The following is a 13,418-nucleotide window of genomic DNA, read 5'->3' on the forward strand; positions in this document are numbered from 1 at the left end:
ATATCTGTGTTGAATCCAGCATCCACATGGCACCGTCAAAGTGAACTGGCCCACTGAAAATGCTGCTGCCTGCTCGACCTTTCTTCGAGACCTTCTGCGATGATTCGCATCGATTCCATTTGGCTCGCGACCGAGCCCATGAACATGCGCGTCGTTACTGAAGCGGCGTTAGCCAGGGTGATCGCTGTGTTCGGTGCGGCGCAGCCGCACTGTGCTTATCTATCGTGACTGGCAGGCTTCTGCCTTGCCTGTATTTGTACCTTTGAAGCTTGAGACCGCTGGGGGGTTGTGCCGACCTTCGAGTGAGGTCTGGCCCGCATTCCATCGAAAGCTGCGTTTATGACAGAGAGTGGGCCGGGCCCTGCCTAGAGTCCTCTGATTTTGACCTTTAAGTCAGCTTATGAGTGGGCAAACGGGATGATAAATATCCGAACGATTCGCTCATGTTGTGCCTATGTTGATTTATCCACACAAGATGTAGTAATTTTGGCTGCGTGATTAAAAGATGGCCTCATGCCATTCGGACGACCCCATCCTAAGGGACCTAGTATGCACATTGTTCGGTTCTTCCCCATCGGCAACGCCGATACCTGCTTGATCGAGTTGGAAAACGGCCGTCGCATTCTCTTCGATTTCGCTGACATGCATTGTTCGGACGATGACGAAGATAAGCGTTGCGACCTTGAAAAACAGCTTCGCGACATCCTTGGGGATGACAAGACGATCGATGTGGTTGCGTTCACTCACCTGGACAAAGACCACTGCAACCGGGCCAAGGAAGTCTTCTGGCTTGAGCATGCGGAAAAGTATCAGGACGACGATCGCATCAAGATCAAAACAATGTGGGTCCCGGCACATGCTGTCTTGGAGGAGGGGGTCACCGGACAGGCTCGTACCCTTCGCGCTGAGGCGCGGCACCGCTTCATCAAAGGGGAGGGTGTGCGTGTCTTCTCTCGTCCTGAGGAGCTTGATGATTTCCTGACCGAACGTGACATCGAGCCGAAAAAGCGTCGCAACCTGATCACTGACGCAGGGACACTTTGCCCGGAGTTCAACCTTGCACATGACGGTGTCGAATTCTTCGTCCACTCCCCATTCGGGAAGCGCGACGAAGAAAATGTCGTGCGCGTTCGCAATAACGATGCGCTGTTCATGCAGGCGACATTCGAAGTGGATGGTCAACAGACCAAACTGATTTTGTCTGCTGACGTCACCCACGAGGTGATTGATGACATCGTCGATGTCACTCGCTACCACGACCGAGAGCATCGCCTGGTATGGGACATCAACAACGTCCCACACCACTGTAGCTACAAGTCTCTGTCTGACGAGAAAGGTGAAGAAAAGACTGAGCCTTCTGCGTCGTCTAAGTGGCTTTACGAAGAGGCTGGGCAGCGTGGAGGGCTTTTGGTTTCGACTAGCAAGGTCATTCCTTCTGACGACGAAGATAAACAGCCCCCTCATCGCCAAGCCGCGGCTTACTACAAAGGGGTTGCAAAGCACCTGGGGGGCGAGTGGGTCGTATCGATGGAGCACCCTTCTAAAAGCAAGCCAGAACCTTTAGTGATTGAAATCAAGAGCACCGGTTACAAGATCAAGAAGGAACCGAGCAAGATCGTGATTGCGACGCCCGCCCCGCGCGCGGGGATCTGATCATGACTGGGCAGTTTGATGCGCCTCGCTCGCGGCTCGCTCGTTCGGTTGTGCAGTACCTTCTAGAGTCTGAAAGCTACCCATACGCGACTCTGCTTTCCGTTAGCCAAGACGGCGCTCAGGATCGTCTGGACATCGAGCTTGAGCTGGGGCTGGAGCAGCGTCGTCAAGTGCCGATCTGTTCCAGAGAGCCGATCAGCATAGTCTTCATGACCAATGACGATTCTTGGCCACCTAGGGTGCGCTCTGAGCGGGCCGATTTCCCTGTGGGTATGGTACACACGAATATTGATCCAGATACGGACGGCGGCTTGTGCCTTTGCATCTGGGAAGAGAATTGGTCCGACCTGGCAACGGGGCTCACTGGACAGGTGCTCATTGAACGTATTAGATCTTGGTTCTCTTCTATGGCCGCCGGGACGATCCATGATGATGAGCAGAATTTAGAGCCTCTGATCCACCCTGGGGCTCACACACTCATCGTGCCTCCAGGTCGTATTGATGGTACCTGGCATGCTCAATGGGCTGTGGAGAATGGTGGTCGATACGCTGTCGCAGTTGGGCCGCAGCCTCCTAAAGAGGGGGGCAAGATCAAGTTTGCCGTGTACGCCCGCCGTCTGCCTTCGCAGGTTCATCGGGGCTTGGCGCTAACTCCCTATGACCTTGGTGCGCTCCATAAGCTTACCGAAGGCTTTGGCTTCGATCTTATTGGTGATTTCGCCGACTGGCTGAAGGAGCCTGAGCAGCTTGAAAAGGCCACTGAGCGCTTGCCCATACTGCTACTCATGGTGCCAAAGCGACGTATCAATGAAGGTGATGATGAGGAGGTCGAGGTCTGGTGTTACAGCTACCTTGAATCCCTAGCCATTCTTGGCGAACGTTTGAGCATCACTGCAACGATGGCAGGTGTCACGACCATCACCGTTCTCGGCACTACTCACGGAGTGGATTTAGCTTCCATTCGTCTTGAGCCGTGGCGTGTGGTCACGAGACTAAACCGTGCCTCGGCGAGAAAATTCTCGGGCATCGACCGACCGAAGGACGTGCGTTTTCTGGGTATTGGGGCTGGGGCGATTGGCTCGAATGTGGCCATGGTGACTACCCGCTCGGGATTGGGCACTTGGACAGTCGTGGATAATGACATTCTGCTGCCTCATAACGTAGTAAGGCAGGTTCAACGGGATGGTGCAGTCGGATTCAGGAAGGCAGAGATCCTGCGCCATGAGCTGGATAATGTCTTGGCGGCTACTGGTAACGAGTTCATAGCGGTTGATGTATTCAACCCGGGTGGTGACGCTCAGGTGCTTGATGCAGCCCTGCGCAGCGCGGAAATCACCGTCGACTTCAGTGCGTCGCCCGCAGTGGTGAGCTGGTTGTCCGATCAGCCGGCTAACCGGGTTGTAAGTGCGTTCTTCGGACCGAGCGGTTCTGACCTGGTTGTACTTGCAGAAAGCTTATCCAGGGCCACGCGGATCGATGAGATCGAGGCGCAGTATTTCTGGACGGTAGCCAATGAGGAAAAGCTCAAAGGTCACCTTGCGGCGGCGCGGATGGACCGGATCCGCTATGCGAATGCGTGCCAAGATTTATCTCGTCCATTACCTCCGTGGCAGGTTCATACCCTGTGTGGCTTAGCCGCAGGGCGTCTGACTCAGATTGTTGATGAAGAGAACGCGAGCTTCCGTGCCTGGAGAATGGACACGGTGTCTGGCGCGGTCGACTCTGTAGCGGTGCCTGTTCATCCTGCGCATCGATTCCGTAACGGTGGCATGCGGGTCACCGTGTCCGACGACGTTGTACAAACAATGCGTGAACTGCGACGTCAGTCTGGCAGGAATGAAACCGGTGGCGTACTGATTGGAAGCTTCGATCTCGTCCGCAATGTGCTCCACATCGTCGCTGCACTGCCAGCTCCTCTCGACAGCAAGCGTTCGCCAACCTACTTCATCCGCGGCATCAAAGATCTCAAACCGCGCATTGAGGCGATCTCCGAAGCTTCCGCTGGGCGACTGCACTACGTCGGAGAGTGGCATAGCCATCCTGGTGCCGTAATGGCAAGGCCAAGCCGCGATGATGAAGAGGTATATGGCCATCTGACAAAACACTTGGACCCCGCTGGCTCACCTTATGTGATGGTCATCTGCGGAGAGCGTGACAGCTGGCTTCGAGCTGGATGGCAGGAGCGCGGCGTATTGGAAGGAGTTGTGACGCATGACCGTAAATGAGGCTTCGCTGGACAGTAGCTCAGAATCTATAGCGCTGGCTTTGTCAGGAGGCGGAGCTAGAGCCATGGCATTTCATCTGGGATGTCTTCGCGCATTGCATGACCTAGGAATCCTTCAGCGGGTTTCGGCGATCACTGCCGTATCTGGCGGAAGCGTTCTGGCAGGTTTGTATTGCAGCCATCCTGGAGATTTTGAGGACTTTGAGGCCAGGGTTCGTGAAATCCTTAGGCAGGGATTCGTTATGCCTGCCTTGAAGCGGATGGTTACCTCGCTTGATGGTGTGAAAGCGGTTGCTTACGCTACAGCGCTAGGCTTAGAGCGGTCCGTGGCGTTGTTTTGGCGTCTACGTTTGAAGATCTCAAAAGATGACAAACCAGGAGACCATTGGCCGAATTCCTCGCCCTTCTTACGAAAAGCTAGCCGAACTACGATTCTCCGGAATGTCTTCAGCGAGACATTCCGGGGCGCCAAATTGAGGGATCTCAGGAGAGACCGTCCAGATCTGATCGTGATCGCTTGCGAGTTGCGGGCCAAGGCAGCGTTTTACTACACGCGTGAGAGTCTGCACTGCTGGCGCTATGGGTCGGTAAATAGCGATGGTGTGGAGTTGGCTGACGCTGTGATTGCTTCCGCAGCGTACCCTGCGGCCTTGCCTGCGCTCGACCAGCGGTTGAACTTCGTCAACGATAAAGGAGTGTTGACGCCTCATCGTGTAACTTTGACTGACGGTGGAGTGTACGATAACCTTGGGCTTGCTCCCCTTTGGCCCACGCGCGACTATGAGGGGAGCCTCAAGGTCGCACGCCATGACAGAATCATTGCGTGTCGAGCTGGGTATGGCCTCAATGTCACTGAACCTTCATCTGTGTGGATGTCCCGAATGGGGGCGGCATTCGAAAGCGTATTTGCTAGAGCGCAGAACCTCGCTACCAATCGTCTATTCGACTTGTATAGGGCGAAGGAGCTGAAGGGCGTTTTGCTACCTTATCTTGGACAAGACGACAGTAAGCTTCAGTTTCCCTTCCCTGATATGGTGAGTGGTGAGAAGACAGCTGGCTATCCAACGAACTTCAGGGCTATGGATAAAGAGTGGATTGAGCGGCTTGTAAGGCGTGGAGAGCAAATTGTCCACGCCCAGATCAAGGAGCATTGGCAGACTTACATGTCCTCTTTGCCTGTAGCGGCCGCTGTCTGATATAGGTGTGAGTAGCGTAACCTCAGGTGGGCGCTACTCGCAGAGAAAGCAACACCATGGGCCTACATCAAGTCTTATATTTCCGGGGGATGCGCTGTATATGTCGTCCATTCTTATTTTGCTGCAAACGCCCAGGTCATAGTTGGCATTAAGTGTCATTCGCTTGGAGCATTCGGTTATGTTTAGTTCTAAGGGTTCAAGGTCAGCTATCACCTCGGGGTGAGGGTGGTGGGGTGAGGTGTTGGGAATGCAATGGACGAAGTAAGGAGCCGAAAAGTAATTAGCAGCCCCCGCGTGCCATGAGTGTCTTGAACCATGATGCGGGACTTGGACTGTGGAAAGTGCCTCCCATCGTTGTTCGCCCAAGTGTGATTTGAGTGACTTGATCGTGTAAGGATTTATGGTCAAGTCCCCAAGGCATAGATTGGCGTATCGATTCGTAAAGTGTCCGGCACCCCTGTCAAATGCCATTGGTTCGGCTGCTATCGGCCTGGTGTAGAGGCAGAGAGAGATGCTGTTACGTTTTTTGCTGCTCTTGCCAAAATGGTGGTCGTAAACATATCGAAGCTTCTTTCGCCAATTTGGTCGTGGTGGTGCATCAGTTAATCCAATTTTGTATTCATTTACAACTTTCTGGATTTCGTCTGACACAGTGCTCATCTCTGTGCCTGAGCGCTTTGCTACTAATTTACCGGACTCCAGTCGTGTGCAGAGATTCGGCTCATCAGAGTTGTAGAAGATGAATTCGATGTTTGAGTTTAGTGCTTTGAAAGCTTGGTGGTGATTCAGCGTGTAATGGCCGGCTGACTTGGTCGAGTCGTTGATGGATATATCTTCTTGCGTGGTGAGCGTATCCAGTTCGGATACACCATGTCGCCATATTTGTATAAGCTCTTTTTCAAGAGCATCTATCTCGGGCTCAGCACTTTCGCCAGGTTCATTTAATGGGGCGCTAGGATAGCGGGGCTCTGGATCCTCAGGTGCTTTCTGGGGGCCGCCTTTGACGTGTAGAATTCTTTCTACACGTCCTTCTAGTCCCCTTGATACCAGCCAAAGTTCGGGGTCCAGTTGGAATAGCGCCGTCGAAGCAGAGCAAGAGGTTCCCCCGTGATCAGAGGCGCTTTCGAGTCTCTGTGCAAGTGGAATGTAAGGCAGTGCTAACCACTTTACTTTCCAGGTTTTCAAGAACTGCTCCACGCCGTTCACATGGTCGTTATCAAAATGTGAAATCACAAGCAGATCCACAGCTGCATCGTGTCGCCACCAATGCGAGTACCGTGCTCTATATTCAATTATTGTTCCGAGATGTTTTTCTCTCTTTGAGCCGCAATCGTAGGCCCATCTGAAAATGCCGTCCTTCTCGCTCCAAGCGGTGCCCGTATGGAAAGTACCGTGTCCGACAGGGTGGTAGACTTGTTTAATTCTGATTGCCATGGGGAAAGGGCTCGCCTGCGTGCTAGAGCATTTCTTAGTCAAGGGGAGCAGGGCGAGCCTGCTCAGGATTTAGAAGTTTAGGGTGCCGATGTAGTAGTCTAGGTCTCGTATGCCAAAGTCCTCATTAGGCCTGCCCTCGTCAGTAAGCCAGTCGCGCTTGCCATATGTATCCCAAGACGCATAGCAGTGAGTTTTTCGCCCATCTGGGATGAAGGTCATATCGCCCGCTTTGTTTTGCATAATCTTTTTGTAGCCTTGGTAATAGGTCAGGTGACGGCTTGGTGCTTCCCCAATGACGATAATTTTCTGCTTAAGCTTTTCGAGCCATTTGCCTGGAAGCTTTCCTGAGTCTCGTCTATGGTGTGGGGCGAACACAATTGTAGTTTCAGGGAGTTCGATGTGGTCGAAGATTTTCTCCATAAAGCCGGTTTCTAAATCTCCTAGCCAGAGGAAACTGGGGCCGTTTTTGATGGAGTAGCGCACAACAAGCGAGGTATTGTTGAATGCTTTTCCGTCGGTGGAGGCTCGAAGTGCTTCTTGGAAGTCCTTGTTATCAAGGTCAGGCCACTGGAAGCTTAATCTCGATGTATCTCGTTTATCATCGCCCACATTAATCCACTTGCGAGTGCAGCCTTTGTGTACGTAAAAGGCTTTTTCGCCGTCGCGAGGCTTTTTGTAATACAGGAATGATTCTGTTTCGTTAGGTTTGTTAGCGTCGGTTTTTACAACATGAAATTTCTGAATCGGCATTTTGGCATCAAGATGCTCGATGCCTAGTAGATGGTCCTCATCCGGGTGCGTCGAAATGAATCGTTTGATGCCCTTGTCTTTCGACTCTTGAATCAACTCCTCAACCAGCCACTCTTTATGATCTCCAAAAAGCTGGCAGTCGATAATTGTAAAGTTATCGCTGTTGTGCTTGATATAGAACATATCGCCGTTTCCGACGGTAAACGATCGGATCATTCCCATGGTGCACCCTTTAATCGTTAGTGTTGGACTTTTGGGAACGGATCAACGCTTCGCAACTGAGGATCAGTTGGCGACCGTAGGCGTGCGAGGCTTCACGTACCGCAGATTTGTGCACGGCCACCATCAAGTACGCGGAGTGAAGGAAAACAGCGGATACGGCTAGGTAGACCTTTTCGTCGATATTGGGAAGTGCGACGAAGTAGCTAGGGCGGAGGTAGAGAATACCGCCGCAAAGAACGAGCACGACTAGATTACAGAGCAACGCAGTCGGTTTGAGGCCTAGCAGATTGCGACGAAACCCGTACGTCACATTTTCGCCGAACAGAAGATCGTATTTGACGTGATCGCGTGTCTCTTCACGTAGCCAGGCATTCGCTGACCGATAGAAGTCTGCGGCGCCCTCAGGGTAGGATTTCTCATCTTCAAGCGTTGGTGCGGGAAGGCGTAGCTGATCAGCAACAAAACTTCTGTAGCGATCCTTCGATCCCTCAGGGACATCTGGATTACCCCGCAGCCATTGACCTGGGGTCTCACCGGTGCCGAGCCTCTCTTGCAGTTTTTTTCCGCGATGCCTGGCCATATCTGCAAAAGCAAAAAGGAGGACCAGCCCCATGCTGGCAGCGATCACTTGCGAGAGTGCTAGATGGTCCCACGGGACAAGGACAAACAGCAAAAGCAGGGTAGGGAAGCCAGCGATCAACGCCGGGAAGACTCGTGCTTTGAGGCTGTAGGTGTCGAACTGACCGAAAATTTCCATTTATCCCACCCATGATGAACCGTACCACTCGCAGCCGGTTTCTGGGTGCATGGTGCCGGCTGCTGAGGGCGGCTAAGACACGACTGGACGCATGGCGATGAATCGCGATCATCGCACGCTCAACGGATAAATGGCCAGTGGCCACGTGGTACAAATTGGTCCCTCAGACAGCCATGCGCGAATCATGCTCAAGCCCGAATGAATGGCTGTCAGCATCTGGCATTTTTAGGACCATCGATACTCAACTTTCAACGGAGCTTCCCATGTCTCGTCTGGTCGAACTTCGCACTCTTGAACAGGAGCTGGTAAAGCAGCTCGCTCAGCTCGCAGCCTTACCAGAGTCGAGAAACTTAAGATCCTAGCCTAGCTGCATTCTCCCGGCCGCTTAAAAAAGCCACGACTGTGGCATATGGATTCGGTTCTCTTTTGGTGGTGGCTACCGAAGCCAAAGATATCGCCGTCGAAGTCGCCAAAATCCTCGCTTCCTCGCTTATGCTTTGCGTGGGCATAACGTTTGAAGAGGTTATTCAGAAAGCACTGGAAGCCATACCGTGGTGCTGCCATCTGCCAGTCCTATTGCCCCGGTGATTACCGGCGTCGTTACCGAAGTGACCCCCGAGTTCATTGCCTCAGACTTGCTGAATGTGATCAAAGACATCGAACGAAGCAAGACTGACCCCTTAGGATAGGCCAAAAAAAGGCACCCTGTAGGTGCCTTTCATAAACGGTAAATCATTCGATTCTCCGCGCCCTGCTGCATGGCTCACAATGTATCCATAAACTCCTGAAACCGACTTGCTCGCCAGCCAACCGTCTTATGACTTAGTCGCGTTTTCGGAGGCAGCTGTCCGGCTTTCTCCCAGCGGCCGATCGTCCTTGTTGACACGTTAAATAGATTCGCTGCTTGTTTAATGCTCAAAAAACGATCAGAAATTACTTCATTCATATTGCCTCCCTTTGGCCAGTTGATGCGCTATTTTGATGGCAAAATAATATTAAAGTCAAATGATTTTATAAATGTCAATAGTGTTGACACCTTTTTTTTGTATGGCCTGGCTCAGCCCTATTTTTTCATCGGTGGCGAGCTGCCTGGGGGTGGGGGTGTCGTCGCTACGGAGTACATCTTGAACACATCTACCCTATAACCAGGCAAATCGCGGAATATTCACAGATTCTGATATATGCATGTTTATTCGCAAATTGGAGCTGGATTCCTATTTGGAAAAGACTGGACAAAGCTTGCTGTACCGCCGCTTTGCAAATCGTGGTTTTTTTGACTTAAGAGGCGATACTGGCTCTCAGATCGATCTTCGCGCCTTTCTGAAATACAACCCGCAAGGTGGCTTTGGAGTCGTCCATGAAGAGTCAGAGGCGTTCAACTGCTGAAACAGCTGATTCGAGCATTGCGGCGAAATCAATAGTTTCGGGGGGGGGGCTCCGTTGACCGCTTACGGCTAAAACCGGACGTTTCAAGGGCAGATAGATCTCTAGTAAATCAAGGACAATTCATTCATGCAGCTGAGCGCAGCGACCAAATAAACTCGGCTCCAGCTCCATCACCGAGCCAGTCGTAAAAAATTTTAGGAATGCAATGGACTCCTTTCTTAACGCAACACTGGGCACGTTTTTTACCCCTCGGATGGAAATGCGCCTTTTCGATAAGGCGGAGAAATTTACAGCGGAAGCCGCAACGACCGGGAGCATGCTTACGTACTTCCACGAGCACGTTCACTACTTTCAGACACTGTTCACAGGTTACGGCCACATTCAATGGAGTAGCTATAGGCAAGCTTCCGGCTTCATGCGCCGTAGGTGGGAAGAGATGTGGCCGGTCATGGGCGGGCCGAGGATTCCCCTAGCCAATTGCAATACGAGATTGGACGTACACCAGTACGCCCGCTACCTCTACCTAGTGTTCGCGGAGCAGAACAAGATGAGCCAAGCTCGGTTCATCACTATTCCCGGTGCTAAGACAATTGACGCTTTGAAACTGACGCTTATCAAGCAATCGTGGCAAATCAACCCTGAGATCGAAACAGCCCACGGGCCACGAGAGCTGTGTACCAAGGACATATTGGAAGGTCACGCCTTTTTCCTTGAACGCTCTTTCGGAAATCAGATCCTTGCAATGCCGCAGGACGTCGCATGGGACAGATCAGGGGTCCCTGATGTTTACACCACGGCATACGATTGGTTTGTGGAACGGTGCGGAGAGTCCGCCCGCGAGCTGTTTCCTATTCTGTGCGATCTTTCTTTGCAGACAAGTTGGGAGCCAGTGATCCCCTCTACCACTGAGGAATGGCAGGCATCGAACCCTTCATGGCGATTCTATTCGCTAACCGAGGCGCTCGCAGCTGCGCCAGAGATCATCTTGGATATGGAGGGGGGTTGGCAAAAACGCTATGTGGCATTCTGCGATCAGTTGCTAGAAAGCTGCCAATTTAAAGGGCTCAATCAGATTCTATCCGAACGATTGCAAGCACTCATCAATCTTGAGCGCCATCCTGGTATATCGCCTATGCAGCGCATCATGAAGAAAGCCTTGGAACTCAGAATCGACCAGCCATGGATGTCGGTCTACCCCACCCGCACCCAATTTGAACTCATGAAGCTCTTTGAGGAGTTTCGCATTCCGGCGGTGCTAGTTGATGGGCGTTATCAGGCTCAATCATCGTTAAACGACGACATGGTCACAGAGTTGATCGGAGAGCTGCACTACCAAGCGTTTAATGATCAGTTGCTCGGTAACCCTTCTGCGTTCGCACGCGACAGCAATAGCATCGAATGTGGTTTTTCGAAATTTGAGGTTCACAACGGATGTCCTTTCCAGATGAGCGGAGAATGCATTGGACGGTTTGATCCTAGGGAGGGCCTACCAATACCTCCGTCACAAGATGCCGCTGGGAACATTGAAGGGTGTACGTTTGGAGCACTATTCCAATACTCAGGAATCCGCGTTGAAGATCTGTTAGTGGACTATAGCGCGCGGTTTGACACTTAAATTCGGGGTCTATGGGAAAACGGTGAGATTTGTTTGTCAGGTAGACCGACCCAAAGCTGACGGTGGTGACTGGCAGAAATAAGCCATATATCAGGCATTCCGGGCTGCAAATACAGATCTATCCCCATTTTCGCAGCCCTATTTTTCGATGGCTGCATCCTCGTTTGCGGGATCGACGTAGGCTCAAGAATCTGCGGAAAATCATGCTCAAAAAGTAGCTTGGGCGGATTGAATAGGGATTTGTAAATGCTACGACTTGAAATACGCTCGCCGAGATACTATTTAGCCATCACGGTATGCGGTCTAAAGAAAGCAATGACGACTGCCTACCATCCTTTAGCTCAAGAGGTTACGTGATGGCTCGGAAATCTAGGTTCTACAACGTTTTCGTCAGGAACGGCTATGGCGAGCAGCAGCACGTGGTGCCTGCTCAAACTGAAGCTCACGCGCGCGAATATTTCAGTTCTAGTACCGAGAATGCATACAAAGCCCAACACTTGGGATTCTTTGATGTAACTCTCCAGGGTGATCCATCAAGTGGCATTCATTTTTGGGCGACAATTGAAGGATATGACTACCGTTATGAGCAAGGGGACGCTGGATTCGGCTACTTAGAGTTCTTGTTCAAGAAGCCTTTTGACAACATGCTCGACGAGATGCTGGGGTGATGGTGCCATTCGGCTGAGTTCTGCGGTTGATCACTTGGGGCTCGGCCAGCCTGTAGAATTGTATCGTACGCAGAAAGGAGCTAGAAAGCAGAACGGGACAGATTTATTTTCCCGCGACACGACAGTCCGCTTCTGGCCGGTTTCTGTCTGTTGCCAGGCCCTGAACCGGGCTGTCTTCATAGCTGGCCCACATCGTGTAACGCTTTAAGCCCCTCGAACCCGCTATGCGGAATTCGCCCAAGGGCTTAGGTTTGGGCTGGTGATGCACGCTATGTGTGCGGGAGATGAACAAGTATTTACCGCGCCGCTGGTAGCTTTCGCGAAGCGGTAGCGGTCCTGTTGAACTCGCTACGCTGATTGCGACCAGAGGCGGCTATTCGAACCTCTCTCGATAAAGGATCGTGGGTAACCGTCCGGCAGCAGACGTTCCTGATGCCATCTTTTAAGGTGGTTGCACTTCGAGATGCGCTGGAAAGCTTGATTTGATTGGTGGGGAGCCAGCCGTTAGTGATCATCTCCGCGAAGCTCGCTCAAAGATTGTATTTTTAAGTCTGGCCGGTATTTTCTTTGACGAATGTCGTCTAAAAAATTTCCCCATTTCGTAAGAGCGTCTCTTTTTTCAACGAGATAGCTGTTCCGGTCGTAGAACTTATTTTGTACGGATGATCTCCCGTGGGAAAGGATATGAGCCCTGATCTCTTGGCTTATCCCAATGCCTGCAAGCATCGTCTCGGCAGATACTCGAATGTTTTTCCAAGTGAAATAGCGGGTCTCGGACGCTGCCTCATCTGACCCACCGGCTTCGCTGAGGCGGGTTCCAGCCTCGCTAAATACTTTGCTAAAGGCGTCAGCTCGTATCAAGTTATGGGTCAGGGCGAAAGGGCCTTCCGCGCTGAGACGCAGGTCGAGCAATGGCTTAATTATTTCGGTAATGCGGGGGGTAAAAGGCAAAAAATAGAGCCTGGGCCTTCCCTTGCCCTTGATATCAATCAGCGTAATGCCGTCGTCAGAAACTCGTTCCCACTTAAGGGCCGCGAGCATTTTAAGACGTTGTCCACCAAAATAGATTGGGGCAAGTGCGATCGCTCTTTGTCGATCCGGCAGGGTGTCGAGATAGATAAGCAGCTCAGCAAGCTCAGCTTGCTCAAGCGACTCGGTATCACCTTTGTAAACATCTTCTAGGCCTCCGACACCTGATACCGGGTTGGAAGTGATATCGAAACTCTTCGAATCTTCGACTTTTCGTTCAAGGCTGGTAATGCTGCTCCGCGCTTTTTCAAACGCGGTACTAAGGTAGCCATGCAGGGTGTCGGTGGTCGAACGCATGTTAGAGGCGGGGGCGGGAGTGGTGTGATTTTTGCCTCGGTTTTTTGGCTTTCCGGCCAGGACGTGTTTAAGGATGGTTGTGATGTCATAAACAGTGATATCACGGGCTGGTTTTGCCACAAGCTCGGGGAAGGGGGTGCTAACGTGGAGCTTGAACATGCCCGCGACCTGCTTTGCTTTCACTCTT

The 13,418-nt window shown here is 51.9% G+C and carries 11 protein-coding genes (1 of these 11 running past the window's edge); 6 read left to right on the forward strand and 5 right to left on the reverse strand.

All coding sequences use genetic code 11. The annotated features are described in order from the left end of the window. Positions 1-549 precede the first annotated feature (549 nt). The 3 genes from CRN80_RS16510 (at position 550) to CRN80_RS16520 (ending at position 5,073) form a co-directional block, all read left to right on the forward strand. Complete coding sequence (locus CRN80_RS16510) at positions 550-1,653, forward strand: hypothetical protein (RefSeq protein WP_098950604.1); 1,104 nt, start codon at positions 550-552, stop codon at positions 1,651-1,653. 2 nt (positions 1,654-1,655) lie between these two features. Further along, entirely contained in the window at positions 1,656-3,878 is a 2,223-nt protein-coding gene (locus tag CRN80_RS16515) for a Mov34/MPN/PAD-1 family protein (protein WP_098950605.1), read from the forward strand. 64 nt (positions 3,879-3,942) lie between these two features. Next, positions 3,943-5,073, forward strand: a complete 1,131-nt coding sequence (locus tag CRN80_RS16520; RefSeq protein ID WP_178081023.1) for a patatin-like phospholipase family protein — start codon at positions 3,943-3,945, stop codon at positions 5,071-5,073. A gap of 33 nt (positions 5,074-5,106) precedes the next feature. On the opposite strand, the gene CRN80_RS30725 is transcribed toward CRN80_RS16520, so the two are convergent. From CRN80_RS30725 to CRN80_RS32160, 4 genes are all read right to left on the reverse strand, one after another. Continuing rightward, positions 5,107-6,507 (reverse strand): hypothetical protein, encoded by a 1,401-nt coding sequence (locus CRN80_RS30725; RefSeq protein ID WP_138183535.1) that lies wholly within the window; start codon positions 6,505-6,507, stop codon positions 5,107-5,109. A 69-nt stretch (positions 6,508-6,576) separates the two neighbouring features. Further along, positions 6,577-7,440 (reverse strand): hypothetical protein, encoded by an 864-nt coding sequence (locus CRN80_RS16525; RefSeq protein ID WP_178081024.1) that lies wholly within the window; start codon positions 7,438-7,440, stop codon positions 6,577-6,579. Positions 7,441-7,489: 49 nt separating this feature from the next. Continuing rightward, the gene (locus CRN80_RS16530) at positions 7,490-8,236 is read right to left on the reverse strand and encodes a hypothetical protein (RefSeq protein WP_098950607.1); all 747 of its coding nucleotides are present in this window, start codon (positions 8,234-8,236) and stop codon (positions 7,490-7,492) included. 763 nt (positions 8,237-8,999) lie between these two features. Further along, positions 9,000-9,182: an AlpA family transcriptional regulator gene (locus tag CRN80_RS32160; RefSeq protein ID WP_098950608.1), complete on the reverse strand. Its 183-nt coding sequence runs from the start codon at positions 9,180-9,182 to the stop codon at positions 9,000-9,002. A 239-nt stretch (positions 9,183-9,421) separates the two neighbouring features. Here CRN80_RS32160 and CRN80_RS30735 point away from each other — a divergent pair, with 239 nt between their 5' ends. The 3 genes from CRN80_RS30735 to CRN80_RS16545 all read left to right on the forward strand — a co-directional run bounded on the left by CRN80_RS30735 (position 9,422) and on the right by CRN80_RS16545 (position 11,905). Further along, on the forward strand, positions 9,422-9,622 hold the full coding sequence (locus tag CRN80_RS30735) for a hypothetical protein (RefSeq protein ID WP_137203965.1): 201 nt from the start codon (positions 9,422-9,424) through the stop codon (positions 9,620-9,622). Positions 9,623-9,827: 205 nt separating this feature from the next. Next, entirely contained in the window at positions 9,828-11,237 is a 1,410-nt protein-coding gene (locus CRN80_RS16540; RefSeq protein WP_241666012.1) for a hypothetical protein, read from the forward strand. A 356-nt stretch (positions 11,238-11,593) separates the two neighbouring features. Next, positions 11,594-11,905 (forward strand): hypothetical protein, encoded by a 312-nt coding sequence (locus tag CRN80_RS16545; protein ID WP_098950609.1) that lies wholly within the window; start codon positions 11,594-11,596, stop codon positions 11,903-11,905. 504 nt (positions 11,906-12,409) lie between these two features. Here CRN80_RS16545 and CRN80_RS16550 read toward each other — a convergent pair. Continuing rightward, positions 12,410-13,418 carry the 3' portion of an integrase family protein gene (locus CRN80_RS16550; protein WP_098950610.1) on the reverse strand. 425 nt of this gene lie beyond the right edge of the window, so the window shows 1,009 of its 1,434 coding nt (coding positions 426-1,434); its start codon lies beyond the right edge, outside the window; it ends in the stop codon at positions 12,410-12,412.

The organism is Pseudomonas sp. FDAARGOS_380, from assembly GCF_002591235.1.
Lineage (GTDB): Bacteria > Pseudomonadota > Gammaproteobacteria > Pseudomonadales > Pseudomonadaceae > Aquipseudomonas > Aquipseudomonas salmasensis.